This window comes from uncultured Azonexus sp. (assembly GCF_937982035.1).
Lineage (GTDB): Bacteria > Pseudomonadota > Gammaproteobacteria > Burkholderiales > Rhodocyclaceae > Azonexus.
The window spans coordinates 95759-121796 of the sequence record NZ_CALJNI010000001.1 but is presented as its reverse complement, the minus strand read 5'-3'; the positions used below and the strand labels follow the sequence as shown (position 1 = coordinate 121796).

Sequence of the window (26038 nt, the reverse complement as noted above, 5' to 3'; positions counted from 1 at the left end):
GCTCCTGTTCGGGGATAGTTAGGACAGGTGGATCGTAGGTGGGTTATGCGACAGTGCTGTGACAGGGTAGCTGGAAACGGCGAACAGACCTGCGGCCTATCGATTAGCAGCGAAAACTCCCGCCAATTCAGGACAACTCAGATGCCGGAATGAAGAAGGCCCGGCAGGTTTCCCTGCCGGGCCGGATTCGGTCGTCACCCGAAGGTGACACCTTATTGTAGCAACGGCTCTCACCCCGGAAAGCTACATGGCGTTATTCTACGCACTCTGAATAAAGAACTGCAAATCATGAGCGCGACATACACCATTGGTCTGGACATTGGCATCGCATCGGTCGGCTGGTGCGTTCTTGGCGAAACCCACATCATTGACTTGGGCGTGCGCGCCTTCGACAAGGCCGAAACCGCCAAGGAAGGGGAATCGCTGAACCTCGCCCGACGCAGCGCGCGCCTCATGCGGCGGCGCTTGTTCCGCCGGGCATGGCGGTTAAAGAAACTGGCCCGCCTACTGAAAAGCGAAGGTCTGATCGCCGACGCCAAGGCATTCCAGCCTGAGCATGCCTTCACCCACCCGCTCTGGCAATTGCGCGTCGACGGCCTCGACCGCCGTCTGAACGACGAAGAATGGGCACGCGTCATCTACCATCTCTGCAAACACCGGGGCTTTCACTGGATCAGCCGCGCCGAAGCAAAGCAAGCCGAGGGCGACAACAAGAGCGAAGGCGGCAAGGTCAAACAGGGGCTCGCTGGTACCGCCAAGCTGATGGCGGAAAAAGGCTATCGCAGCGCGGCCGAAATGGTGCTGGGCGAATTCCCGGAGGCGCAACGCAACAAACAGGGCGAATACACCAAAGCCCTGGCGCGGGAACTGCTCGCCAAGGAACTGGCGCTGCTCTTCAAAAAACAACGAGAATTCGGTAATCCGCATGCATCAATTTCCCTGCAAACCGACATCCTCGGTAACGGCGACAAGAGGACCGGATTGTTCTGGCGGCAGAACCCTGCCCTCGCCGGTGCCGACCTGCTCAAGATGCTCGGCACCTGCACCTTCGAAAAAGGCGAATACCGCGCCCCGAAAGCCAGTTTCACCGCCGAACGCCACGTCTGGCTGACGCGCCTGAACAACCTGCGCATCGTCACCGATGGCGTTACCCGCCAGCTAACCGAACAGGAACGCCAGCTCTGTCTGCCCTTGCCTTACCAACAAGCCGGCGACCTGACCTACAGGCAACTCGGCACGGCGCTGTCCAGAGCCGGTCTGCTGGAAGCCGGTAGCTTCAAATTCATTGGCCTCGCCTACCCCACTGAAACGCAAAAGGCTGAAGGCAAGGCCAAAGATCCGGAATCCGCCACGCTGGTCAAAATCCCCGCCTGGCAGGAACTGCGCCAAACGCTGACCAAGGCCGGCCTCGACGACGAATGGAAAAAACTCTCGGGCGATGCGCTCTGCGGCCAACCGGAAATCTTCGATCAAATTGCCAGGGTGCTCAGTGTTTACAAGGACGATAATGAAGTCCGTACCGAACTTGGCAAGCTATCGCTCCCCAACCGCGAAGCGCTAATCGACGCTCTGCTCAACATCCGTTTTGAAAAGTTCCACGCCCTGTCGCTGAAAGCCCTACGCGCCATCGTTCCACACATGGAAAAGGGGCTACGCTACGACGAGGCTTGCGTTGAGGCCGGCTATCACCACAGCCAGCTATTCAGCTCCACAGATGGCAAAGAACTCTACCTTCCACCGTTCTACGAACAATCTCGCGGCCACAAGCGCGGCGAAGAAGGCAAGATGTTCTTTAGCAAGCGACTTGATGAAGAGATTACAGGTGGCATCCCTCGCAATCCCGTCGTCCTGCGTTCGCTGAATCAGGCGCGCAAGGTGGTGAATGCCATCATCCGCAAACAAAAAGGCTCTCCGGTTGCGGTTCATATCGAAATGGCTCGCGATCTATCCAGACCGTTGAAAGGACACTGGAACTCTCAAGGAAAATACATTGAAGGCCGGCAAGACATTCAGCGAGAGCAACTGGAATATCAAAAGAGGAATGACGACAACTGGCAAGAATTCAAGAAGCACGCGGCCAATTGCGGCCTTCACGAACCAGCCGATAGAGAACGGCACGGTCGCGAATTTACAAAGTGGTCTTTGTATAGGGAACAATTCGGCAAATGCGCGTATTCCCTGGAAGCATTGGACCTGAATCGGCTGCTTGAAGCTGGTTATGTAGAAATCGACCACGCCCTGCCCTACTCGCGCAGCTTCGATGACAGCAAGAACAACAAGGTGCTTGTCCTGACCCGCGAAAACCGAGACAAGGGCAACCGCACGCCTTACGAATACTTGGGAGGTGCCGATAACAGCGAACGCTGGCAACGCTATGTCGCCTTTGTCGAGGCGAACAAGGCGTATCGGCTGGCCAAGCGCACCCGCCTGCTTCGAAAGGATTTTGGCGAGAAGGAAGCAGAAGAGTTCAAGGCGCGTAATCTCAATGACACCCGCTACATCTGCAGGTTTTTCAAGAACTATGTCGAGCGTTACTTGAAACTGGCAGACGGGCGCCACGACAAGCAATGCGTTGTCCTAAGCGGCCAACTGACCGGCTTCCTGCGCGCCCGCTGGGGACTACTCAAAATTCGCTCCGACAGCGACCGCCACCACGCCCTCGACGCTGCCGTCGTTGCGGCATGCAGTCGCAGCATGGTGCAGCGCTTGTCCAACTACTCGCGTACTCGCGAGTTGGAACATGTACGGGATGGCTTCGCGAATATCCAAACCGGCGATATCGTCAATCCGGCCATGCACCGGCAACTGCACGAACACTTCCCCGATCCTTGGCCGCACTTCCGCAACGAGCTCAAAGCCCGGTTAGAAATTGATTCGCCGGAACAGTTGTGCAAGGAGCTGTCTGTTTTGGGCAGCTACAGCGAGGAAGAACTCGTGGCCCTGAAACCTTTATTCGTTTCTCGTGCAGTACAACGCCGAGGCAGCGGAGCTATTCACGAGGAAACCATTCGCTCGTCCAAGCGAATTGCCAATAACCAAAGCCATGTAAGAGTCTCGCTTCAAAAACTCAAGTTGGCTTCGCTTTCAAACATCGTAGGCGCTGGCGATCCGCGAAACGCTTCGCTAATCGATCTGCTACAAAAACGCCTGATCGAATTCAACGACGATGGAAAACGTGCCTTTGCCGAGCCCATTTTTAAACCTTCCCGCGACGGCGACGGCGACGGCCCACAGGTCAAAACCGTCAAACTAATCTCAACTCAAAAAGGGGGAATGAAAGTCCGCGGGGGAGTCGCGGAGCTTGGCGACATGCTGCACGTAGACGTTTTTCGCGATGGAAAGCGGATTCTGATCGAACCTGCCTACACGGCCCACTATTCCGCTCGAATCGCACCTAGCTCTATCCCTGACAGTGCAGAGTTTCTGTTCTCACTGACCAAAAACGATTTAGTAGCCGTTACGCTCGGGGATATCACCTATCAAGGGTACTTTGTCATGTACGAAAGCGACGGCCGTCTAACCCTTCGTGCCCATGACCAACCCAAGCCAGACAAAGACTATTTCCGAAAATCCGTTGCGAGCGCAAAACGAATCCAAAAATTCCACGTCGACACCCTCGGCAATATCTACCCCGCCCCACCGGAGAAACGTCGTGGGCTGGCGTAGTGTGATGATCTCCCGGCCAGCCAAGCTGCGCCGGGAGCATTTCTCCCTGGCCATCGAGCAGGAACAGACTGTCTTTGTCCCCTTCGAGGACATTGCCATCATCGTCCTCAACCACCGCGAAATCCAGCTCACCCACCCGGTCCTGTCAGCTTGCGCCGACTACGGCATCGGCCTCTACGCCACCGGTGACAACCACCAGCCCAATGGCGTTTTCCTGCCGTTTCTCGCGCACTCCCGCACCACGCGCCTGATGCGCAAACAGATGGACATTCCCCGCCCCCTGGCCAAACAAGCGTGGGCCAACATCGTTCGACGCAAGATCGAAAACCAGACAGCCGTTCTTCGTTTTTGCGCGAAAAACGGTGTTGACCGTATGGATTCCTACGCCCGGCGCGTGCGTTCAGGTGACACGGAAAACCTCGAAGGTCAGGCCGCCGCCTTCTATTTCACCCAACTCTTCGGCCAGGGTTTTTATCGTGCCGAAGAACGCTGGGTCAATGCCGCACTCGATTATGGCTATGCCGTGTTACGCGGCGCCATTGCCCGGGGACTGGTCGCCCACGGCATGCACCCGCCCATCGGCCTCTTCCACTCCAGCGAGCAAAACGCCTTCAATCTGGCCGACGACCTCATCGAACCCTTCCGCCCCCTGGTCGACCTGCATGTCGCCAAGAACCCGGCTTTCACCGAAGGCGATCTCAGCCCGCAGGACAAGGCAGAACTGGTTGCCTTGCTCAACGTCGATGTCGGCATGCCGCAAGGCAAGATGTCCGCGCTATCCGCCGTCGAATATGCTGTCGAGAGCCTTGCCCGGCTATTCGAGGAGGGCAACAGCGAACTCGAACTCCCAGCCTTGATCGGCTTGCAGGCCCACCGGCTGGAATGCTGAGGCATGGGACTGGAGACACGACGCTTCATGCGACTCATCGTCTTCTTCGATCTGCCCATGGTCACCAAGACTGAGAAACGCGCCTACGTCCAGTTTCGCCGTTTCCTGCTCAATGACGGCTACGACATGATCCAATGGTCCGTCTACGCCCGTTTGCTGAACGGCAACGACGACCACGAAAAACACCTCAAACGCTTGATCGACAGCCTCCCACCCGCCGGCTCCATTCGCTGCATGACCGTCACGGAAAAGCAGTTCGCCGGAATTCGCCTGCTGGTCGGCATGCCGCTTTTTCAGGAAAAAAAGGTTCCGGCGAACCAGATGTTGTTGTTCTGATAACGGATTTACACAAAAAAATTTCCCGCCCAGTTAGGCCGGGCGGGAAATTTGGTTTCGTCAGATTGTAGCTTTCCGGGGTGAGAGAGGGAGCTACAACTGCTTTTACGGTGGTTCCATTCAACATGATGATTGTAGCTTTCCGGGGTGAGAGAGGGAGCTACAACAAGGACGTCGCCATCCTCGCGAAGGTGACGGATTGTAGCTTTCCGGGGTGAGAGAGGGAGCTACAACGCCAAGCGCGCTTCCGAGATTCGGCGTGAAGATTGTAGCTTTCCGGGGTGAGAGAGGGAGCTACAACGTCGTCGTCGTCCTCGCTCGGCCCTTTGCCGATTGTAGCTTTCCGGGGTGAGAGAGGGAGCTACAACCTGTACGTCGGTATCGGCATCTCCGAGGCAGATTGTAGCTTTCCGGGGTGAGAGAGGGAGCTACAACCTTCCCCGAAAGCGACTTCTCCGCGCTGATGATTGTAGCTTTCCGGGGTGAGAGAGGGAGCTACAACTCACCTCAATGCTGGCCGTTGGCACCGAAAGATTGTAGCTTTCCGGGGTGAGAGAGGGAGCTACAACGCGGGTGGTTGATGCGGTGCATGGAAAGCGGATTGTAGCTTTCCGGGGTGAGAGAGGGAGCTACAACAGGCGCGACTAAGGTTCATGCCGATCAGCCGATTGTAGCTTTCCGGGGTGAGAGAGGGAGCTACAACCTGCTGTCGATTGTGGTGATGGCCGTGGTGGATTGTAGCTTTCCGGGGTGAGAGAGGGAGCTACAACCCCGGTAGCCATCGACTGTTGGCGCGGTGGGATTGTAGCTTTCCGGGGTGAGAGAGGGAGCTACAACGATAGCCTAGTCGGAGACCCAGTCCGCCATGATTGTAGCTTTCCGGGGTGAGAGAGGGAGCTACAACCGTGGCAGCGAAGTCAAAGACCGCAGCCTTGATTGTAGCTTTCCGGGGTGAGAGAGGGAGCTACAACTGAAGGTCCGCTGGTCCCGGGGCGCGACGGGATTGTAGCTTTCCGGGGTGAGAGAGGGAGCTACAACCGGCGGCGGCAAAGCTGCGCTGCGACTGACGATTGTAGCTTTCCGGGGTGAGAGAGGGAGCTACAACCGGTGCATCGAGGTTGTGCACGTCGGGCGGGATTGTAGCTTTCCGGGGTGAGAGAGGGAGCTACAACCATACCTTGGCGAGGTGTGGCAGAGGTATGGATTGTAGCTTTCCGGGGTGAGAGAGGGAGCTACAACGATTCAGTTTCCACACTCAACCCAACCCGAGATTGTAGCTTTCCGGGGTGAGAGAGGGAGCTACAACGGTTGACATGGTGCCTCCGTGGTTGATGATGATTGTAGCTTTCCGGGGTGAGAGAGGGAGCTACAACGCTTCAAGTTCGGCAACTCCAGCTCGACGGGATTGTAGCTTTCCGGGGTGAGAGAGGGAGCTACAACCTGCTGCCTGCCGACATGATCGAGCCGAAGGATTGTAGCTTTCCGGGGTGAGAGAGGGAGCTACAACATGTTCGGGTCTTCGTCGGCCATGCGCAGAGATTGTAGCTTTCCGGGGTGAGAGAGGGAGCTACAACTATTGACCTGGATGGTATCTTTCAGCCAATGATTGTAGCTTTCCGGGGTGAGAGAGGGAGCTACAACGGAGCGATTCCGCGCCGGACTGCTGGCCAGGATTGTAGCTTTCCGGGGTGAGAGAGGGAGCTACAACTGGTCATGGCTAACTCCTGTACGATGATGTGATTGTAGCTTTCCGGGGTGAGAGAGGGAGCTACAACATGGCGGCCAATGTGATGAGTTAAAAATGAGATTGTAGCTTTCCGGGGTGAGAGAGGGAGCTACAACGACCCGCGACGAAACCCCCGATGGCGCGCCGATTGTAGCTTTCCGGGGTGAGAGAGGGAGCTACAACGCCGGTGGTGCGATGGCTGCTTGCATAGCGGATTGTAGCTTTCCGGGGTGAGAGAGGGAGCTACAACGTGGCGCCGAACGCGGCATCGGCGAAGTCCGATTGTAGCTTTCCGGGGTGAGAGAGGGAGCTACAACCCAGCAGGTCGGACAGCAGTTGTTCCAGGTGATTGTAGCTTTCCGGGGTGAGAGAGGGAGCTACAACTGACAACCCGACTGGTGAAGTGGATCGGCCGATTGTAGCTTTCCGGGGTAAGAGAGGGAGCTACAACGTGGCGCTGAGAGCGCGTTCACTGACGCCTGATTGTAGCTTTCCGGGGTGAGAGAGGGAGCTACAACCATGTATATCGCGCCGATGTTTGCCGGTCCGATTGTAGCTTTCCGGGGTGAGAGAGGGAGCTACAACGTGAATCGTTGACGTATGCCCAGGTCCAGCGATTGTAGCTTTCCGGGGTGAGAGAGGGAGCTACAACGAAGATTACGACGGCCATGTCAATTACTCCGATTGTAGCTTTCCGGGGTGAGAGAGGGAGCTACAACGTTCGCCGGGTCGGGCTCCTTTGGCATTTCGATTGTAGCTTTCCGGGGTGAGAGAGGGAGCTACAACGCTTTGCCGCCTACAACAAGGTCGAAACCCGATTGTAGCTTTCCGGGGTGAGAGAGGGAGCTACAACTCAATGAACATGCGGGCGAACGCCAAGGCTGATTGTAGCTTTCCGGGGTGAGAGAGGGAGCTACAACGCCGTGGCGACACCTTCGACGCCCGCTTCGGATTGTAGCTTTCCGGGGTGAGAGAGGGAGCTACAACGTGCTCGAACCAGTCAAGGATCTGCTCAGTGATTGTAGCTTTCCGGGGTGAGAGAGGGAGCTACAACAAGGCGGCGGCTATACGTCCGACCTTACCCGATTGTAGCTTTCCGGGGTGAGAGAGGGAGCTACAACTTGAGGACGCGCATCCGTTCAAGCGGGCGCGATTGTAGCTTTCCGGGGTGAGAGAGGGAGCTACAACTTACGTCCTGGGCGATGCTTGCGGCATCGGGATTGTAGCTTTCCGGGGTTAGAGAGGGAGCTACAACCTAGGAGGGATTGACTAACCCCCTCCTCCGTGGTCTGGAGACTCTCACCACCTGGCCGCCTGTTATCATTGCGCCCTGTCGCGGGCATGGCCCGCTTCCCTACGCCAGAATCACGGATATGAACAAAGCCACCCCAAGCCAGCCGGTCATGTACGGCATCAAGAACTGCGACACCATGAAGAAAGCCATGACCTGGCTGACGGAGAACGGGATCGCTTACGAATTCATCGATTACAAGAAGGCCGGTGTGGCTGCAGCGAATTTGCCGGATTGGGCGGCGCGGGCGGGTTGGGAGGTGTTGCTCAACAAGCGCGGCCTGATGTGGAAGAAGCTGAGCGACGCCGAGCGGGCCGATGTGGATGAGGCCAAGGCGCTGGCGTTGATGGCGCAGTATCCGGCGCTGATCAAGCGGCCGGTGCTGGATATCGGCAATGCCCTGCTGGTCGGCTTTGCGCCGGAAATTTATGCGGAAAAGCTGAAATGAGCGTGAGTACGGTTCGTCGCTTCATTTTCGAGGGGCTGGACATTCGCGGGGCGATTGTTCATCTGGGCGATGCCTGGACGCAGATGCAGGCCGGCCGCGATTACCAGCCGACGGTGGCGCAGTTGCTGGGCGAGACGGCGGCGGTGACGGCGCTGATCGCGGCGCAGTTGAAGCAGCCGGGCCGGCTGACGCTGCAGTTGCGCGGCAACGGGCCGATCCAGTTGCTGGTAATGGATTGCAACGAGCAATTGCAGATGCGCGGCATGGCGCGCAGCAACCCGGTGGTGCTGCCGGCGCCGGTGCCGGAGCTGCTCGGCGCCCACCAGGGCGGGCAGTTGCTGATGAGCCTGGACCTGCCGACGGCGCGCCAGCCCTACCAGAGCTATGTGCCGATGGTCGGCGACAGCATTGCGCAGATTTTCGAGCATTACCTGGAGCAGTCCGAGCAGCAGCCGTCGCGCCTGTTCACCACGGCCAGCCCGCGGGCGGCCGTGTGCCTGTTCCTGCAGAAGCTGCCGCAGGCGGATCAGCACGATGCCGACGGCTGGGATCGCGTCACGCAACTGGCGGCGACGGTGAAGACCAGCGAATTGCTGGAGCTGGATGCGGAAACGCTGCTCGGCCGGCTGTTCCACGAGGAAATCGAGGCCCGCGGCATCCGCCTCTACGATCCGCAGACGGTGGTTTATCACTGCCCCGAGGATTGGGACAAGGTGCGCGACATGATCCGCAGCCTGGGCCGCGCCGACGCCGAAACCATTCTGGCCGAGCACGGCGAAATCCTGATCCGCGACGATATCTGCAATCGCGATTACCGCTTCAGCCCGGCCGACGTGGCCGCCCTGTTCGACGGCCAGTCGCTGCACTGAGCGATTTTATTCGCTGAAGACGAGTTCGACCCGGCGCATCTTGCGCCGGCATTCGGCCGACTTGCAGTTGATCGAAACTTCCTCGCTGCCGACGACCTGACGGCGGATCTGCGTCACCGGAATGCGCTGGGCGCGCAGGATGGCCTGCACGGCATTGACCCGCTGCTCGGCAATCGCCAGGTTGTAGGACGGACTGCCGAGATGATCGGTATGCCCGACCAGGGTCACCTGGAGGTTCGGGTTTTCCTTGAGGCGGGCGGCATGCCGGAGCAGGCGCTGCCGGTTGGCTTCATCGACGATGACCCCGGACGGCGGGAAAAACACGCTGTTGTCGGTGTTGATTGCAGCGATGATCTCGGCCTCGCTCGGCTCGCGCTGCCTCTTCTCGCTGCTCTGGGCAGCCTTGGTGGGCTCGGCCGTGGCGGCCGATGGTGCATCGAATACCGCCTGGCTGGCGCAACCGGCCAGCAGCAAGAGGCTCAGGGAAACTGCAAGATGCCGCATTTCAGGTTTTCTCCGTTTGTTTCAGCATGTCGGCAAGCGGCACGCTGGCATAGTTTTCATCCTTGCCCGGCAGATGCCGCAGCAGTTCATCCAGATTGATCTGCAATGTTTTGAGGACAACCGGCGGAATGGCCGACAGGGCCTCTGGCAGGATGCCTTCGGCCGGCCCCGGCAAGGCGGCCAGGGCTTCGCGCCCGCGTTTGGCGAGAACGAGCCCGACCCGGCGCTGATCGCGCTGCTGTTTGCGCTTTTCCAGACATTCGCTGCCAACCAGCTTGTCCACCAGCAGGCTGCAGGTCGATTGGTGGATGCCCAGGCGCGCCGCCAGTTCGCCGATACCGATTTCAGGCGTGCGCTGCACTTCCTGCAGCACCCACATCTGCGAGCCGGACATGCCGCAGCGATCCTCGACCAGGCGGAAGTGCTGACGCATGGAGCCGTAGATCAGGCGGAATTGCTGCAGGACATCAAGCACCGTCTGCCCCGGCGGGGATTCATGCTTTTTCAATATTCTGTTTCCCAACGAAATAGTGTTGCGCGATTTACAAGGCTCAATTATATTGCCCGGCAATGGAGTTGTAACTTAGGTCATAACCCCATTCCTTTTCGACGAGGATATTTCAGGGGGGGGAAATCCCCCCATTTTTTCCTTTCTCGTCGCACCAGACCAGGCAACCCATGCTGCGGCAGCCTGGCGAATCAGACAGGGCATATATAAATCGTCGGCACCCGCTGGTGACTGGCGTTCCCCAGGGTTTCAGCCGATACCGTCGCGGTGATGCCCCATCGACAGCAACTAGGGAGGACATATGACCAGAATCGGACTCATTGGTTATGGGAAAGCCGGCCAGGCAGTGGCCAGCGTCTTGCGCGAGGATCCGCGTTTTGAACTGTGCTGGATCGCCCGGCGATCTGGCACCCCGGCCGAGGATATCGATGTCCCGGTCACCCGACTGGACAAGGACAGCTTTCCCGGCTGGCTCGATACGCACCCGGTCGACGGCATCATCGACTTTTCCGATGCCGCATCCATCCACCTCTACGGCGAAGCGGTCCGCCAACGCGGCATCATGGTGGTGACCGCCATTTCCGGCTACCCGGAGGAAACGATGGATTACATCCGCAGCCTGGGCCGCGACATCCGCGTGATGTCGTCGCCCAACATCACGCTGGGGATCAATTTCCTGCTGCTGGCGGCCAAAATCCTGCGCCGCATCGCGCCGTTTGCCGACGTCGAGATCGTCGAGCAGCATTTCCGCGACAAGCCGGAAATTTCCGGCACGGCACGGCGCATCGCCGAGGTGCTGGATGTCGAGACCGACCATATCACTTCCCTGCGCCTGGGCGGCATCGTCGGCCGGCACGAGGTCATTTTCGGTTTCCCCTACCAGACGGTGCGGCTGATCCACGATTCGATCCGGCGCGAGGCCTTCGGCACCGGCGCGGCGTTTGCCATCGAACAACTGGCGCAGTGCGACAAAGGTTTCTACACGCTGGACAACCTGCTGCTGCGCCTGATCCGCGACGAACTGCAGAACGAGGAAACGCTCAACGCGGCCCTGGCAGCTTCCCGGGATTCATCAAGCCGCGCGGATCGAGTGCTGTCCTGATCGTCCGCATCAGGTCGATTTCGGTCGCCGACTTGTAGCGCAGGATTTCCTCGCGCTTCAACTGACCGATGCCGTGTTCGGCGGAGATCGAGCCGTTTAGTGCATGGACCGTATCGTGGACGATGCGATTGACCTCGGCCTGGCAGGCGAGGAACAGCGCGTTGTCCTGGGCATCCGGCTTGGACAGGTTGTAATGCAGGTTGCCGTCGCCGACATGGCCGAAGGCGACCACGCGGATGCCGGGAAACGCCGCGGCCAGCGCGGCATCGGCGCGGGCCAGGAATTCGGGAATGCGTGACACCGGCACGGCGATGTCGTGCTTGATGCTGACGCCTTCGATCTTCTGCGCTTCGGAAATGTTCTCGCGCAGCGCCCACAGCTTTTTCGCCTGGGCCGCGCTGGCGGCGAGCACGCCGTCGCTGACGGAGCCATCGGCCAGACGCTCGCCCAGCCAGCGTTCGACCGCCGCCGGCTCGGCATCGGCAAACTCGGCCAGCAGATACCACGGGCTGGACGCCGTCGGCCGACTGACCCCGGGAATGTGCTGCTGCACCAGCGCCAGCGAGGGTTCCGAGACCAGCTCAAAAGCCGTCAGCTGCGCATCGAACGTGCTTTTGGCCTGATTCAGGAGTTCGACCGCCGCTGCCGGCGAGGCGATGTTCAGCCAGCAGGTGGTCAGCGTTTTCGGCAGCGGGTAGAGCTTGAGCACGGCGGCGGTGATGATTCCCAGCGTGCCTTCGGCGCCGATGAACAGGTGCTTGAGGTCGTAGCCGGTGTTGTCCTTGCGCAGTCCGCGCAGGCCGTCCCAGACCTCGCCGCCGGGCAGCACGACCTGCAGGCCGAGCGTCAGTTCGCGCGTGTTGCCGTAGCGCAGCACCTGGACGCCGCCGGCGTTGGTCGACAGGTTGCCGCCGATCTGGCAAGTCCCTTCGGACGCCAGCGCCAGCGGAAACAGCCGGTCGGCCGCCTGCGCGGCTTCCTGGATGGCCGCCAGCGGACAACCCGCCTCGACGGTAATCGTGTTGTTCTGCGCATCGAGCGCCAGGATGCGGTTCATGCGCCCGAGGCTGACGACCACTGCCCTGCCCGTCGCATCCGGCGTTGCCGCGCCGCACAGGCTGGTATTGCCGCCCTGCGGCACAATCGGCACACCGGCTTCGACGCAGGCGCGGACAACGGCAGCGACTTCCTGGACAGAGCCGGGGCGGACGACACATTGCGCCGCCCCACGATAACGGCCGCGCCAGTCGGTCAGGAAAGGCGCGGTGTCGGCCGCATCGACGAGGACGTTGGTCGCCCCGACGATGTCGGCCAGTTGCCCGACCAAGTCAGACAACTTCGGCGTAGAGGTCATGGTGGTCGGCGTCGATGACGCGGACCTTGAGGAAGTCGCCCGGCTGGGCGTCGAAATGGCCGTCGAGGTACACCACGCCATCGATTTCCGGTGCGTCGGCCTTGGAGCGGGCGATGGTGCCTTCTTCATCGACTTCGTCGACCAGCACCTCGATCACCGTATCGATCTTGGCCGCCAGCTTGTCGGCGGAGATGTCTTCCTGGACGCGCATCAGCCAGCTACGGCGGTCCTCGCGCACGCTTTCCGGCGGCAGGCCGGGAATCTCGTTGGCGGTGGCGCCCTCGACCGGCGAGTAGGCAAAGCAGCCGACACGGTCGAGCTTGGCGTCTTCGAGGAACTGGATCAGTTGATCGAAATCCTCGTCGGTTTCACCGGGGAAACCGGTGATGAAGGTCGAGCGGATGACGATTTCCGGACAGATTTCGCGCCACTTGGCGATGCGTTCCAGCGTGTTCTCGGCCGAGGCCGGACGCTTCATCGCCTTGAGGATCTTCGGGCTGGCGTGCTGGAAGGGCACGTCGAGGTAAGGCAGGATCTTGCCTTCGGCCATCAGCGGGATGACGTCGTCGACCGACGGATACGGGTAGACGTAGTGCAGGCGGACCCAGATGCCGAAGGACGACAACGCGTCGCACAACTCCTTCAGGCGGCTCTTCACCGGCTTGCCGCCCCAGAAGCTGGTGCGGTACTTGAGGTCGACGCCGTAGGCGCTGGTGTCCTGCGAGATGACGAGGATTTCCTTGACCCCGGCGCGGGCCAGGTTCTCGGCTTCGGCGAGTACGTCGCCGACCGGGCGCGAGACCAGCGGGCCGCGCAGCGAGGGAATGATGCAGAAGGTACAGCTGTGGTTGCAGCCTTCGGAAATCTTCAGGTAGGCGTAGTGCTCCGGCGTCAGGCGGATGCCCTGCGGCGGCACCAGGTCGGAATACGGGTCGTGCGGCTTGGGCAGGTGCTGGTGCACGTGGCCCATGACTTCTTCCATCGCGTGCGGGCCGGTGACGGCGAGCACCGACGGGTGCGTGCTCTGCACGATGTCGCCCTTGGCGCCGAGGCAACCGGTGACGATCACCTTGCCGTTCTCGTTCAGGGCCTCGCCGATGGCGTCGAGCGATTCCTCGACGGCGGCGTCGATGAAGCCGCAGGTGTTGACGATGACCAGGTCGGAATCGTCGTAGCTGGGCGAAATCTCGTAGCCTTCGGCGCGCAGGCGGGTGAGGATGAGTTCGGCGTCGGAGCCGGCTTTCGGGCAGCCCAGGCTGACAAAGCCGACGGTGGGCACTTTCGGTGATGAGGTCATGCGGTTTTCCAGGATTTCCGGCGCGGCCGGCGAGTAAAGCGCGTATTTTACGCGGGGAAGCGCACAGACTGCCGAATTCGCGAAAAGTGCCCGGCCGGCTTTGTGCAATCCGCCACAAACCGCCTAAAATCCGCTCCATGCCCCTGACCCCAGCCCCGGCCATCGCCGCCATCGTCCCGCCGCCCGGCACCCGCATCGACCCGCTGCTGCGCGCGTTCATCGCCGACCTGCAGGCACGAGGCCTGCGCGTGCGCGGCCTGGTCCAGGAAGCCTGCCCGGAATCCTGGGGCTGCAAGTTCAGCCTGAGCGACATCGAAACCGGCCAGCGCTACCCGATCTCGCAGAACCTCGGCAGCCAGTCCACCGCCTGCTCCCTCGACGCCGCCGGCATCGCCGACGCGACCCAGGTGATGCGCCGGATCGCCGCCGAAGGCGCCGACCTCGCCGTCTTCAACCGTTTTTCCGGACTGGAGGCGGACGGCGAAGGCTTCGCCGACGAAATGCTGCAGGTGATGAGCCAGGGCATCCCGGTCATCACCGTCGTCCAGGCCGCCAACCTGCCCGCCTGGCGCCACTTCACCGGCGGCATGGCGTGCGAACTCGGCGCCACAATCGACGAACTGGAGCGCTGGGTCAGCAGCATCGGCGCCCGCTAGACCGTTACCGCCCTTCAGCCCGGCACGCCAAGAATGACGTGGCTGGCCTTGATCAGCGCGGTTGCCGGCTCGCCGAGCTTGAGCCCGAGTTCGAGCACGGCCTCGTTGGTGACCACCGAATGGACCACGCTGCCACCGGCCAGGGTGATGGCGACTTCGGTATTCACCGCCCCCTTGGTCAGCGCGCTGACCTTGCCGGACAACTGGTTACGCGCCGAGAAATGCACGTCGGGCTGGCCGGACAACAGCATCACCCACGGCGCCTTGACGTAGGCGACGGCCTCCCCGCCCACGGCCAGACCCAGCGACTTGACGCTGGTCTCTGTCACGATTGCGACAATCCTGTCGCCTCCCGGCAGGGTGAGTTCGATTTCCGCATTGACGACGCCGTCGGTGAGGGCAGTGATCTTTCCCTTGAAAACATTGCGTGCGCTGACATTCATGGCGTTCTCCTGACGGCTGGCTCGGGCTGGCCCGTTTTTCGCTATATACGAAACAAACAGCGATCGATTGGCGGCTTGCCGACAATCTAATCCTGAATGCGTCATAGCATCAACCATAGCACCAGCAGAATTTTCCGGTAAACTCGATTTCGTTATATATGCAAGGAAATAACCGAATGAATCAAGCCGCCCCCCGCCTGCGCAGCAAGCTCGAATTCGACGGCCCGTTCGGCAATTTCCTGGGCGACACGCGCATCCGACTGCTCGAAGCCATCGACGAACACGGCTCGATCTCGCAGGCAGCAAAAGCCGTGCCGTTGTCGTACAAGGCGGCCTGGGATGCGGTCGATGCGATGAACAACCTGGCCGACCAGCCGCTGGTGCTGCGCTCAACCGGCGGCAAGCACGGCGGCGGCACGCTGCTGACCGACTACGGACGCAAGGTGATCGCCCTCTACCGCGCCCTGGAGGCCGAGTACCAGGCGGCACTCGACCGGCTGACGGCGAGCATGAACGACGGCCAGGCCACCGATTTCCAGCAGTTCAGCCAGTTGCTCAAACGCATGTCGATGAAGACCAGTGCCCGCAACCAGTTTGCCGGGCGCATCGTCGGCCTGCGCGAAGGCCATGTCGATTACGAGGTGCGCATCAAGCTCGACGACGAGAACGAACTGGTCGCGGTGATCACCGGTGAATCGGCGGAGAACCTGGGCCTGAGCATCGGCATGGAGATCAACGCGCTGGTCAAATCCTCGTCGGTATTGCTGCTCAACGACCCGGCGGTGAAAACCACGGCGCGTAACCACCTGTGGGGCGAAATCACCCGTATCCACGAAGGGCCGGTGAATTCCGAAGTCACGCTGGCCATGAAGACGGGCAAATCGGTGTGCGCCGTCGTCACCCACGACAGCGTCGACAAGCTCGGCCTCGCCGTCGGGGGACAGGCCTGCGCCGTGTTCAAGGCTTCGTCCGTCATCCTTTGCAAGTACGCCTGAAACCCAACCCAGGAGATCCCCCATGAAGCGTCTGTCGGTCCTCTTCACCGCCCTCCTCGCCGCCACCGGTCTTCACGCTGCCGAAGTCCAGGTGGCCGTCGCCGCCAACTTCACCGAGCCGGCGAAGCAGATTGCCGCGGAATTTGCCCGGGACACCGGCCACCTTGCCAAACTCTCCTTCGGCTCGACCGGCAAGTTCTACACCCAGATCACCAACGGCGCACCGTTCGAGATGCTGCTCGCCGCCGACGACTCGACGCCCGCCAGGCTTGAGCGGGAAGGCCATGCCGTCGCCGGCAGCCGCTTCACCTACGCCGTCGGGACGCTGGTCCTGTGGTCATCGAAAGCCAATTTCGTCGATGCCGGAGGCGAAGTCCTGAAATCCGGCCGATTCAACAAGCTGTCGATTGCCAACCCCAAAACCGCGCCCTACGGGGCCGCCGCGGTCGAAACGCTGAAGAAGCTGAACCTGCTCGAAGCGGTACAGGCAAAATTCGTCCAGGGCGAGAACATCTCCCAGACACTGCAATTCGTCTCCACCGGCAATGCCGACCTGGGCTTTGTCGCCCTGTCACAGGTCTTCCAGGATGGCAGGATCACCGGCGGCTCCGCCTGGATCGTACCGGCCGAAATGCATGACCCCATCCTCCAGGATGCCGTGATCCTCAAGCGCGGCGAGAACAACCCTGCCGCCAGCGCGCTACAGGCCTATCTCAAGGGCGACAAGGCACGCGCCATCATCCGGCGCTTCGGCTACGCAATCCGCTAGACTTCTTCCCGCCATGCTCACCGATACCGACCTCCAGGCCATCTGGCTGACCGTCCGCCTCGCCGGGATCACCACCCTGATCCTCTTCATCATCGGCACGCCGGTCGCCTGGTGGCTGGCGCGCACCCGTTCGTGGTGGAAAGGACCGTGCGGCGCCGTCGTCGCCCTGCCGCTGGTATTACCGCCGTCGGTGCTCGGTTTCTACCTGCTGCTGGCCATGGGACCGAACGGGCCGGTCGGCCAGCTGACCCAGTCGCTCGGCCTGGGAACACTACCATTCACCTTCTGGGGCCTGGTCGTTGCGTCGGTCTTCTACTCCCTGCCGTTCATGGTGCAGCCCTTGCAAAACGCCTTCGAAGCGATTGGCGAACGACCGCTGGAGGTTGCCGCAACGCTGGGCGCCTCGCCGCTCGACACTTTCTTCTCGGTCGTGCTGCCGCTGGCCCGGCCGGGCTTCGTCACTGCCGGCATCCTGAGTTTTGCGCATACCGTCGGTGAATTCGGCGTCGTTCTGATGATCGGCGGCAACATCCCCGGCGTCACCCGCGTCGCTTCGGTACAGATCTACGATCACGTCGAGGCCATGGAGTATGCCGACGCCCACCGCTTGTCGGCGGTGATGCTGGCCTTCTCGTTTGCCGTGCTGCTGGCCATGTACCTGCGCCGCGACAAGCCACGGCGGGAGGCCTGAGATGGACGGCATCGAAGTTCGCTGCAAGCTGGCCTGGCCGGGATTCACCCTGGATGTCGACCTGACGCTGCCGGGCAGCGGCGTCACCGCGCTGTTCGGCCATTCCGGCTCGGGCAAGACGACCTTGCTGCGCTGTCTGGCCGGGCTGGAGCGGGCGCAACCGGGGCGACTGGTATTCAAGGGCCAGACCTGGCAGGACGAAAAGACCTGGCGACCGACCCACCAGCGGCCCATCGGCTACGTCTTCCAGGAAGCCAGCCTGTTCGCCCACCTGAATGTGCTCGACAACCTGCGCTTCGGCCAGAAACGCAGCGGCAGTTCGGGCCGGGTCAGCCTGGATGCGGCCATCGAACTGCTCGGCATCGGCCACCTCCTTGAGCGCAAGCCCGACGCCCTGTCCGGTGGCGAGCGCCAGCGCGTCGGCATCGCCCGGGCACTGGCCGTCGGCCCGGAGCTCCTGCTGATGGACGAACCATTGGCGGCGCTCGACCTCAAGCGCAAGCAGGAAATCCTGCCCTACCTCGAACGCTTGCACGACGAACTCGACATTCCGGTCATCTACGTCAGTCACGCGCCCGAGGAAGTCGCCCGCCTGGCCGACCACATCGTCGCCCTCGACGGCGGCCGGGTGATCGCCCATGGCCCGCTGGCCGAAACGCTGGCGCGCATCGACCTCCCCATCCGCCTTGGCGAGGACGCCGGCGTCGTGCTTGAGGCCTGCGTTGGCGCCATCGATGAGACATGGCACCTGGCCCGCGTCGATTTCCCCGGCGGCAGCCTGTGGACCCGCGACAACGGCCTGCCGGCCGGCCGCCGCGTGCGCGTGCGCGTGCTCGCCCGCGACGTCAGTCTGGCGATTGGCGATACCGGCCCGAGCAGCATCCAGAACTGCCTCGACGGCCGGGTCGAAAGCCTGGCCGCCGACGACCACCCCGGCCTGCTGCTGGTCCGGGTTGCCGTTGGCGACAGCCTGCTGGTCGCCCGACTGACCCGGCGTTCAGCCGATCAACTCGGCATCGTTCCCGGCCTGCCGGTGCGCGTCCAGGTCAAATCCGTCGCCCTGATGGAATGAGGCGGCGCTAGTCCGCCGGGTTTTCCCGGCTGGCGCGCGCCGCCATGATTTCCGGCAGCTTGAATTCGATCCAGTCGGCCAGCGCCTCGACCTTCTGCGCCAGTTCCTCGCCCAGCGGCGTCAGGCTGTACTCGACGTGCGGCGGCACCACCGGATGCGCGATGCGGTCGACGAAGCCGTCGGCTTCCAGCCATTGCAGGGTTTGCGCCAGCATCTTCTCGCTGATGCCGCCGACCTTGCGGCGCAGATCGCTGAAACGCTGCGTGCCGTCGCGCAAGGCCACCAGCAGCAGGACACCCCAACGGCTGGTGACGTGCTTGAGCACTTCGCGCGACGGGCATTGTTCGGCGAAAACGTTGCCGCGCCGCATCAGTTCGGCCAGCGTGGCGGGCGGCTCGGGGGAAATCCGGTCGTTCATTGAACACTTACCTTTTTGTGCGTACTTACTATTCGTAAGTATAAACATTATCCTGCGCTTCCCCATCACGAAATCAAGAAAGGAAGTCCCATGATCGTCGTCACCGGCGCTACCGGCCAACTCGGCCAACTCGTCATCGAGCAGCTGCTCAAGCGCGTTCCCGCCAGCGAAATCGCCGCTGCGGTGCGCAATCCGGACAAGGCCGGCGCCCTGGCGGCGCGGGGCATAGCCGTGCGTGAGGCCGATTACGACCGACCGGAAACGCTGGCCCGGTGCTTTGCCGCCGGCGACAAGGTGTTGCTGATTTCGTCCAGCGAAATCGGCCGTCGCCTGCCCCAGCACCAGGCGGTCATCGACGCCGCCCGCCGCGCCGATGTCGGCCTGCTCGCCTACACCAGCCTGCTCCACGCCGACACCTCACCGCTACCGATTGCCGCCGAGCACAAGGCGACCGAAGCTGCGCTGAGGGCGTCCGGCCTGCCGGTCACGATCCTGCGCAACGGCTGGTATACCGAAAACTACCTGGCCGGCATCGACGCCATCCTCGCCCACGGCGCCGTGCTCGGTTGCGCCGGCGACGGCCGCATTGCCTCGGCCGCGCGCAACGATTACGCCGAAGCCGCGGCCGTGGTGATGAGCGGCGGCGGTCACGCCGGCAAGACCTACGAACTGGCCGGCGACCGGGCTTACACGCTCGCCGGACTGGCCGCCGAAATCGCCGCCCAGGCGGGCCGGCCGATTGCCTTCCACAACCTGCCGCAAGCCGAATACCGGGGCGTACTGGTCAACGCCGGCCTGCCCGAAGGCCTGGCCGACCTGCTCGCCGAATCGGACACCGGCGCCGCCCAGGGCGGCCTGTACGACGACAGCCGGCAACTGGGCGCGCTGATCGGCCGGCCGACCACCCCGCTGGCCGATTCGGTGCGCAGCGCCTTGGGCAAGGGCTGAGCGGCGACTCCGGGTGCGAAACTTGCATGCGCATGTGATTTCCTGTCTGGTTCACGACACTCATGAAAATCGCCATCGCCACCCGGAATTTCAATGAAGTCAGCGGCCACGCCGGCCAGTGCCGGCAGTGGCTGCTCTACGACCTGTCGCAGCACCGCTCCAGCCAGTTACTGCCGGCCCCGCGCCTGGTCGATCTGGCCAAGGACGAAGTGCTGCATGTCTTCACCGACGACCGGCCGCACCCGCTGGACGGCATCGACATCGCCGTGGTTGCCAGCGCCGGTGACGGTTTCATCCGTCACATGAGGCTGCGCGGCTGCGAGGTACTGGTCACCGGCGAAACCGACCCGGCAGTGGCCATCACCCGCATCCTGGCGGGCGAAGCGCTGTCCGACCCGCGCTTCGACATCAGCACCTCGCTGTGCAAGTTGCGCGACCTGTTCTCGCGCTTCTGAAACTCAGTCGAGCAATTCGATCTGGCCGCTGACCGTCGTCGTCAGCAGGCTCTCACCGGCTTCCAGCGGCGCCGGCATGGCTTCGGCCATCATCGCCTTGGCGGCGCGGAACACCGGCATGGGCATGGCGCCGCCCTGTTGCGAAACCGACAACTGCTTGATCTTCCACTTTTTGCCCAATGCACCGGCAACCACCTCGGCACGACTCTGGAAGGCCTTGATCGCATCGCGCGTCGCTTCGTCCTCGACCTGACGACGGGTTTCCGGCGACGGCATCTGGCTGACCTGAGCCACCGCCAGCCGGCGTTGCTGCAGTTCGCCGAGCAGTTCGGAGACGGCACCCAGGTCGCGCGATTCGATGACCAATTCGCTGCGCATGCGCCAGCTTTCGATTTTCTGATCGCGACCATAGACCGGGTAGGTCGACTGGTTGCCGGATTTGACCGTCACCCCGGCCTTGCCGCGAATCAGTTGCAGCCCGCCGGCGATCTCCTGATTGACGCGACGCGCCAGATCGGCCGGATTGCTGCCCTGAACCTCGCTATAGACGACCGCGCGGACCTGGTCGTTGACGGTCGGCCGCGCCGCTTCGGCGGCCAGATCGACCGTCGTAGCCGCCTGGACACCGAGCGCCAGCAGCCCGCCGAGGAAAACCACTGCCTTGATTGCCTTCATGAGTCGTTGCTCCAATTATTGACAGGGGAATCTTATCTGCCGCCGGAGGGCGTCGCCACGGGAAATCAGTAAAAATATGTTTCCCCGGGAGAAACTGGATAGCTGATTTTTGCTTGTATCGGACTCCGCCTTTTGTAATACTTTGCCTCCCATGATCAACGTGCTTCAACTCAACCGCGTGCCAAACCAGGAAGATACTCCGGTGGAAGGAGCTCGCCGCGTCATCAACGGCGAAGAGCGTGTCTATTACGACGGTTACTGGATCAAGGCGTACAAGGTGCCGGCGGATACGCTGGAAGCCAAGAAGCGCCTGATCGACGCGCTGACCCGCCGCCTGTTCAACCATACCGAACACGGCCTGAACATTCCCGGCACCCGACTGGCCGAGGCAAGAAGCGCGTTTGAAGCGGAAACCGACCCGGCGCGCCGGCGCGTCAAGGGCGCCATGCTGGCCGGCGCACTGTTCAACCGCGCCGCCGACATCTTCCGCAAGCTGGTCGAACTCCAGGCCTGCGGCATCGAGATCCTCAGCGACAACCCGCTGATGCGCGAATGCGGCCGGTGCCTGCTCGAAGCCATGGAACTCGGTCGCAACGTGCTGCACCGCAGCGGCGAGGAAGGCATCGACGAACTGTGGGGCGAGCCGTTCCGCGCCTTCTCGATTCCGCTGGAAGATTTCTACGAGAGCCGCTACATCAAGATCGGTCAGACGATGCGCGACATCGACCTGATTGCCCGCTGCATGATCACCAACCTGGCTCAGTTGCCGGCGTTCGCCGGCGCCGAGTCGGCCATCGTCGATCTGGCCAATGCCGCCAAGATCAAGACCGAAACGCTGCGTACCGATCCGGACATTTTCGACGTCTGGGCCATCATGGTCACCGCCGGCGAGCGCCTGGACAACCTGACGCCGCTACCGGTAGCCACCGGCAGCGAAACCGTCCACCACGATACGGCGGAAGGCCTGCAACTGTTCCGCCAGGGGCGCGACCTGATTTTCTACATCACCCGCGCGCGCACGCCGATGCCCAAGAGCACCCGCGAATTCATCTCGCGTTGCGAGGCCTACCGGGCGACCGGCCATGCCCCCCTGGCCTTCTTCCGCCAGGACTGAAATCCCGCCTCAGTTGGCCTCGTGCCGGTTGCGACCGGATTCCTTGGCCTTGTAGAGCAGGTCGTCGGCCATGCGGAACACCTGATGCACGGGGCCGCTGGCGGGCGCCATGCAGGTGGCACCGACCGATACCGTCACCTTGCCCCATTCGGCATTCCACTCGTGGCGGATGTTCAATGCGGCAATCGCCTCGACGACGGCAAGCGCGATGCCCACATGCACCCCGGGTGCCGCATCGGGAATGATCAGCGAAAATTCTTCGCCACCGTAGCGCGCGGCAAACAATCCGGGGGCCATCTGGTCCTGGTTGGCCTGCTCGGCAACCTTTTCGAGGCAGGCGGCAACCGCACACAGACACTCGTCGCCGGCCTGATGGCCGTAGTGATCGTTGAAACTCTTGAAATTGTCGACATCGACCATCAGCAGGCTGAACGGCTTGCCCTGCTGAACGGCCATTTCCCACAGGTGATCGACGCGCATGTCCATCGCCCGTCGGTTGAGCAGGCCGGTCAGACCGTCGCGATTGGCCTGATCCTGCAATTTCCCGTTGGCCAGCGCCAGACGCGAGCGCAGCGCGGCAATCCGGGACATCGCCTTCATCTTGGCCTGGAGCACGCTTTCCGGCGAACTCTTGGAAATGAAGTCATCGCCACCCGCCTCGATGGCGGTCACCAGATTGGTGTCGCTGTCGGTGGCGGTAACGAAGATGATCGGCGTCCAGGCCCAGGGCTCATGCCCTTCCAGCGAGCGGATGCGGGTGGTGGTCTCGAAACCGTTCATGCCCGGCATCTCGATATCCATCAGGATCAGATCGAAACGCTCGGCCTGGAACAGGTCAATGGCCGTTTGACCATTGATGGCATGCTTGACCTCGTGCCCGAAGGATTCGAGGCGAGCGGTCGTGACCATCGCAATGGCGCGCGAATCGTCGACCAGAAGTATTTTCATTACGTGGAAACCCGTTGCGACATTCAGATGACAGGATACCTGTTCGAGCCCGATACGGGTAGCACAAAAGTCATAATCCCCCCCCCGATACAGCCAGGCGATCTACAATGCATTACACAGCTTGACAGACAGCAAACGTCGGCGACAGTAAGATTCCACCAAGACTTACGGAAGAACGTTCATGTCCTCACAAATCATGCTGATCAAAGCCATCCGCAGCGGCAAGCTGGCCGACGTCAAGGCGGCGCTGGATGCCGGCGAACCCGTCGAACTCGACGACGGCAACGGCGAACCGGGCCTGGTCATGGGCATTGCCTGCTTCATGGGTCACGCCGACATCGTCCGCGAACTGGTGCACCGCGGCGCCCAGGTGAATCTGGCGGACAACCGCCTGCCGACCTCGCCGCTGAGCATGGCCATCCGCGGCAAACGAACCGAAGTCGTGCGCACCCTGCTCGAACTTGGCGCCACCCTGCCCGAGGGCATGGAATGCGGCCTGACCGAAAACGAAGTCATGATCGCCTGCTGGAAAGCCCAGCGTGCTGGCCTGAGCGGACGCGAGGAACTGGAACCGGTGGCCCTGCCCGATATCGAGGAAATCGACATGACCGGTTGTGCCGGCACCGACACCCTGGTGCTGGAAGCCGACGCCTTGCGCATGGCCAAGGACATGCGCTGAATCGAACAATCTCCGGGCGCGTCATATTGCCGTAACACAAACGCAACAAAATGAGCAGCTTGAGGCCTATACTTGAGAAAATGCTTTTGGATTGCTCGCCATGATCAATACTCCGCTTACCCCCAGATTTCCGGCAGAAAACTACCTGAACCGCGAACTCGGCCTGCTCGCCTTCAACCGCCGGGTACTGGCCCAGGCGCAGGATGAACGGATGCCGCTGCTCGAGCGCCTGCGCTTCCTGTGCATCGTCTCGAGCAACATGGACGAATTCTTCGAAATCCGCGTCTCCGGCCTCAAGGAACAGATCCGGGCGCATACGCCGGTGGTCACCATCGACGGCAAGACGGCGCAGGAAACCTTCCGCCTGGTGTCGGCCGAAGCACACGCCATCGTCACCGAGCAGTACCAGCACCTGAACGACGTCATCCTGCCGGCGCTGGCCGCCGAAGGCATCCGCTTCCTGCGCCGGTCGACATGGAACGAAGCGCAGCGCGAATGGATTCGCGATTACTTCCTGCGCGAAATGGTGCCGGTGCTGACGCCGATCGGACTCGACCCGTCGCACCCCTTCCCGCGCGTCCTCAACAAGAGCCTCAATTTCGCCGTCGAACTCGAAGGCAAGGACGCCTTCGGCCGCAGCTCGAACATCGCCATCGTCCAGGCACCGCGCGTCCTCCCCCGCGTCATCCAGGTTCCCGAGGAACTGGCCGGCTGCGCCTACGGCTTCGTCTTCCTGTCGTCGATCCTGCACGAGTTCGTCAGTGAGCTGTTCACCGGCATGACCGTGCTCGGCTGCTACCAGTTCCGCGCCACGCGCAATTCCGACCTGTTCGTCGACGAGGAAGAAGTCACCAACCTGCGCACCAAGTTGCAGGGTGAATTGCCGCAACGCCATTTCGGCAACGCGGTGCGCCTGGAAGTGGCAGACAACTGCTCGCCGGCAATCACCGAATTCCTGCTCTCGCAGTTCGGCCTGCAGCAGGTCGACCTCTACCGCGTGCATGGCCCGGTCAACCTGGTGCGGCTGATGCAGGTGCCCGACTGGGTCGACCGCCCGGACATGAAATTCCGCCCCTTCGTTCCCGGCACCCCCAAGGGCCTGCCCAAGGGCGGCAGCATCTTCGACGCCATCCGCCGCAACGACATCCTGCTGCACCACCCCTACCAGTCCTTCGCCCCGGTCATCGAACTGCTCAACCAGGCAGCCAGCGATCCGAGCGTGGTCGCGATCAAGATGACGGTCTATCGCACCGGCACCGATTCGGTGCTGATGCAGTCGCTGCTGCGCGCCGCGCAGAGTGGCAAGGAAGTCACCGTGGTCGTCGAGCTGATGGCCCGTTTCGACGAGGAAGCGAACATCGGCTGGGCGACCAAGCTCGAGGAAGTCGGCGCCCACGTGGTCTATGGCGTGGTCGGCTACAAGGTCCATGCCAAGGCGCTGCTCATCGTCCGCCGCGAGGAAGGCGGCCTCAAGCGCTACGCTCATCTCGGCACCGGCAACTATCACCCGCGGACCGCCCGTCTCTATTCCGACTTCGGCCTGCTCACGGCCAACGAGGAAGTCACCCACGACGTTTCCGAGGTATTCAAGCAACTGACCGGCCTGGGCAAGGCACGGACGCTGAAGCATCTGTGGCAGGCACCGTTCACGCTGCAGCAGAACGTCGTCGCCGCCATCGAGGCCGAGGCCGAAGCCGCCCGTGCCGGCCAGAAGGCGCGCATCGTCGCCAAGATGAACTCGCTGGTCGAGCCGGAAGTCATCAATGCGCTCTATGAAGCATCGAAAGCCGGCGTCGAGATCAACCTGATCGTACGCGGCATCTGTATGCTGCGCCCCGGCGTTCCCGGCCTGTCGGAGAACATCCGCGTGCGCTCGATCATCGGCCGCTTCCTCGAACACCACCGGATCATGTATTTCCACGCCGGCGGCAAGGAAAGCGTCTATCTCTCGTCAGCCGACTGGATGGATCGCAACTTCTTCAAGCGCATCGAACTGGGTTTCCCCATCCTCGACCCGAAACTGAAACGCCGCGTCATCACCGAAGGCCTGAAGTTCTATCTGGCAGACAATCAGCAGGGCTGGGACATGAACAGCCAAGGGATTTACCACCGTCGCCGCTCCAGCCGCAGCAAACCGCACAACGCCCAGGGCGAACTGATGACGCTGCTCGGCGGCTGAGCGGTC

At 61.9% G+C, this 26038-nt stretch carries 24 protein-coding genes and 1 CRISPR repeat array; of the genes, 16 read left to right on the top strand and 8 right to left on the bottom strand.

Annotation, left to right across the window (positions count from 1 at the left end; all coding sequences use genetic code 11):
- Nucleotides 1-288: 288 nt before the first annotated feature.
- From cas9 to Q0799_RS00505, 5 genes are all read left to right on the top strand, one after another.
- Nucleotides 289-3666 carry a type II CRISPR RNA-guided endonuclease Cas9 gene (gene cas9 / locus Q0799_RS00525; RefSeq protein ID WP_298393088.1) on the top strand — a complete coding sequence of 1126 codons (3378 nt, stop codon included), beginning with the start codon at nucleotides 289-291 and terminating at the stop codon, nucleotides 3664-3666.
- Complete coding sequence (cas1, locus tag Q0799_RS00520; protein ID WP_298393086.1) at nucleotides 3653-4555, top strand: type II CRISPR-associated endonuclease Cas1; 903 nt, start codon at nucleotides 3653-3655, stop codon at nucleotides 4553-4555. The genes cas9 and cas1 overlap by 14 nt, the downstream gene beginning before the upstream one ends.
- Before the next feature lie 27 nt (nucleotides 4556-4582).
- Entirely contained in the window at nucleotides 4583-4891 is a 309-nt protein-coding gene (gene cas2 / locus Q0799_RS00515) for a CRISPR-associated endonuclease Cas2 (RefSeq protein ID WP_298393084.1), read from the top strand.
- 63 nt (nucleotides 4892-4954) lie between these two features.
- Nucleotides 4955-7872: a CRISPR direct-repeat array (repeat unit 37 nt; unit sequence GATTGTAGCTTTCCGGGGTGAGAGAGGGAGCTACAAC).
- Between the two features lie 118 nt (nucleotides 7873-7990).
- On the top strand, nucleotides 7991-8356 hold the full coding sequence (locus tag Q0799_RS00510) for an arsenate reductase (RefSeq protein WP_298393082.1): 366 nt from the start codon (nucleotides 7991-7993) through the stop codon (nucleotides 8354-8356).
- Nucleotides 8353-9225 carry an Hsp33 family molecular chaperone HslO gene (locus Q0799_RS00505; RefSeq protein ID WP_298393080.1) on the top strand — a complete coding sequence of 291 codons (873 nt, stop codon included), beginning with the start codon at nucleotides 8353-8355 and terminating at the stop codon, nucleotides 9223-9225. Before Q0799_RS00510 ends, Q0799_RS00505 begins: the two co-directional genes overlap by 4 nt.
- A gap of 6 nt (nucleotides 9226-9231) precedes the next feature.
- On the opposite strand, the gene Q0799_RS00500 is transcribed toward Q0799_RS00505, so the two are convergent.
- Both Q0799_RS00500 and Q0799_RS00495 read right to left on the bottom strand, forming a co-directional pair.
- Nucleotides 9232-9729, bottom strand: coding sequence for an OmpA family protein (locus tag Q0799_RS00500; RefSeq protein WP_298393078.1), 498 nt, complete (start codon nucleotides 9727-9729; stop codon nucleotides 9232-9234).
- Nucleotide 9730: 1 nt separating this feature from the next.
- The gene (locus Q0799_RS00495) at nucleotides 9731-10237 is read right to left on the bottom strand and encodes a MarR family winged helix-turn-helix transcriptional regulator (protein ID WP_298393076.1); all 507 of its coding nucleotides are present in this window, start codon (nucleotides 10235-10237) and stop codon (nucleotides 9731-9733) included.
- 301 nt (nucleotides 10238-10538) lie between these two features.
- Between Q0799_RS00495 and Q0799_RS00490 the strand changes: the two genes are divergently transcribed.
- Nucleotides 10539-11339 carry a dihydrodipicolinate reductase C-terminal domain-containing protein gene (locus Q0799_RS00490; protein ID WP_298393074.1) on the top strand — a complete coding sequence of 267 codons (801 nt, stop codon included), beginning with the start codon at nucleotides 10539-10541 and terminating at the stop codon, nucleotides 11337-11339.
- On the opposite strand, the gene Q0799_RS00485 is transcribed toward Q0799_RS00490, so the two are convergent.
- Both Q0799_RS00485 and rimO read right to left on the bottom strand, forming a co-directional pair.
- Nucleotides 11278-12675 carry an FAD-binding oxidoreductase gene (locus Q0799_RS00485; RefSeq protein ID WP_298393551.1) on the bottom strand — a complete coding sequence of 466 codons (1398 nt, stop codon included), beginning with the start codon at nucleotides 12673-12675 and terminating at the stop codon, nucleotides 11278-11280. The genes Q0799_RS00490 and Q0799_RS00485 overlap by 62 nt on opposite strands.
- Nucleotides 12668-13990: a 30S ribosomal protein S12 methylthiotransferase RimO gene (gene rimO / locus Q0799_RS00480; RefSeq protein ID WP_298393072.1), complete on the bottom strand. Its 1323-nt coding sequence runs from the start codon at nucleotides 13988-13990 to the stop codon at nucleotides 12668-12670. The genes Q0799_RS00485 and rimO overlap by 8 nt, the downstream gene beginning before the upstream one ends.
- A 137-nt stretch (nucleotides 13991-14127) precedes the next feature.
- On the opposite strand from rimO, the gene Q0799_RS00475 reads away from it, so the two are divergent.
- A complete protein-coding gene (locus Q0799_RS00475; RefSeq protein WP_298393070.1) occupies nucleotides 14128-14646 on the top strand; it encodes a DUF2478 domain-containing protein in 519 nt (172 codons plus the stop codon).
- A 14-nt stretch (nucleotides 14647-14660) separates the two neighbouring features.
- Here the strand turns inward: Q0799_RS00475 and Q0799_RS00470 are convergent, their stop codons facing one another.
- Nucleotides 14661-15089, bottom strand: a complete 429-nt coding sequence (locus Q0799_RS00470) for a TOBE domain-containing protein (RefSeq protein WP_298393068.1) — start codon at nucleotides 15087-15089, stop codon at nucleotides 14661-14663.
- Between the two features lie 176 nt (nucleotides 15090-15265).
- On the opposite strand from Q0799_RS00470, the gene Q0799_RS00465 reads away from it, so the two are divergent.
- Genes Q0799_RS00465 through modC form a run of 4 tightly spaced genes read left to right on the top strand, consistent with a single transcriptional unit; the run spans nucleotide 15266 to nucleotide 18616 of the window.
- Nucleotides 15266-16084 carry a TOBE domain-containing protein gene (locus Q0799_RS00465; RefSeq protein WP_298393066.1) on the top strand — a complete coding sequence of 273 codons (819 nt, stop codon included), beginning with the start codon at nucleotides 15266-15268 and terminating at the stop codon, nucleotides 16082-16084.
- A 22-nt stretch (nucleotides 16085-16106) separates the two neighbouring features.
- Complete coding sequence (gene modA / locus Q0799_RS00460) at nucleotides 16107-16853, top strand: molybdate ABC transporter substrate-binding protein (RefSeq protein ID WP_298393064.1); 747 nt, start codon at nucleotides 16107-16109, stop codon at nucleotides 16851-16853.
- A gap of 13 nt (nucleotides 16854-16866) precedes the next feature.
- On the top strand, nucleotides 16867-17544 hold the full coding sequence (gene modB, locus Q0799_RS00455; protein ID WP_298393062.1) for a molybdate ABC transporter permease subunit: 678 nt from the start codon (nucleotides 16867-16869) through the stop codon (nucleotides 17542-17544).
- Nucleotide 17545: 1 nt separating this feature from the next.
- Nucleotides 17546-18616, top strand: a complete 1071-nt coding sequence (gene modC / locus Q0799_RS00450; protein WP_298393060.1) for a molybdenum ABC transporter ATP-binding protein — start codon at nucleotides 17546-17548, stop codon at nucleotides 18614-18616.
- Between the two features lie 7 nt (nucleotides 18617-18623).
- Here modC and Q0799_RS00445 read toward each other — a convergent pair whose 3' ends face one another.
- Nucleotides 18624-19034, bottom strand: coding sequence for a helix-turn-helix domain-containing protein (locus tag Q0799_RS00445; RefSeq protein ID WP_298393058.1), 411 nt, complete (start codon nucleotides 19032-19034; stop codon nucleotides 18624-18626).
- A gap of 90 nt (nucleotides 19035-19124) precedes the next feature.
- On the opposite strand from Q0799_RS00445, the gene Q0799_RS00440 reads away from it, so the two are divergent.
- Together Q0799_RS00440 and Q0799_RS00435 are read left to right on the top strand one after the other, a co-directional pair.
- Nucleotides 19125-19982, top strand: coding sequence for an SDR family oxidoreductase (locus Q0799_RS00440; protein WP_298393056.1), 858 nt, complete (start codon nucleotides 19125-19127; stop codon nucleotides 19980-19982).
- A 62-nt stretch (nucleotides 19983-20044) separates the two neighbouring features.
- On the top strand, nucleotides 20045-20437 hold the full coding sequence (locus tag Q0799_RS00435) for a hypothetical protein (RefSeq protein ID WP_298393054.1): 393 nt from the start codon (nucleotides 20045-20047) through the stop codon (nucleotides 20435-20437).
- A gap of 3 nt (nucleotides 20438-20440) precedes the next feature.
- Here Q0799_RS00435 and Q0799_RS00430 read toward each other — a convergent pair whose 3' ends face one another.
- Complete coding sequence (locus Q0799_RS00430) at nucleotides 20441-21112, bottom strand: SIMPL domain-containing protein (RefSeq protein WP_298393052.1); 672 nt, start codon at nucleotides 21110-21112, stop codon at nucleotides 20441-20443.
- A gap of 151 nt (nucleotides 21113-21263) precedes the next feature.
- On the opposite strand from Q0799_RS00430, the gene Q0799_RS00425 reads away from it, so the two are divergent.
- The gene (locus tag Q0799_RS00425; RefSeq protein ID WP_028995744.1) at nucleotides 21264-22226 is read left to right on the top strand and encodes a hypothetical protein; all 963 of its coding nucleotides are present in this window, start codon (nucleotides 21264-21266) and stop codon (nucleotides 22224-22226) included.
- A gap of 9 nt (nucleotides 22227-22235) precedes the next feature.
- Here the strand turns inward: Q0799_RS00425 and Q0799_RS00420 are convergent, their stop codons facing one another.
- Nucleotides 22236-23174, bottom strand: coding sequence for a diguanylate cyclase (locus Q0799_RS00420; protein WP_298393048.1), 939 nt, complete (start codon nucleotides 23172-23174; stop codon nucleotides 22236-22238).
- A 181-nt stretch (nucleotides 23175-23355) separates the two neighbouring features.
- On the opposite strand from Q0799_RS00420, the gene Q0799_RS00415 reads away from it, so the two are divergent.
- Complete coding sequence (locus Q0799_RS00415; protein WP_298393046.1) at nucleotides 23356-23853, top strand: ankyrin repeat domain-containing protein; 498 nt, start codon at nucleotides 23356-23358, stop codon at nucleotides 23851-23853.
- A gap of 100 nt (nucleotides 23854-23953) precedes the next feature.
- Entirely contained in the window at nucleotides 23954-26032 is a 2079-nt protein-coding gene (gene ppk1 / locus Q0799_RS00410; RefSeq protein ID WP_298393044.1) for a polyphosphate kinase 1, read from the top strand.
- Nucleotides 26033-26038 lie beyond the last annotated feature (6 nt).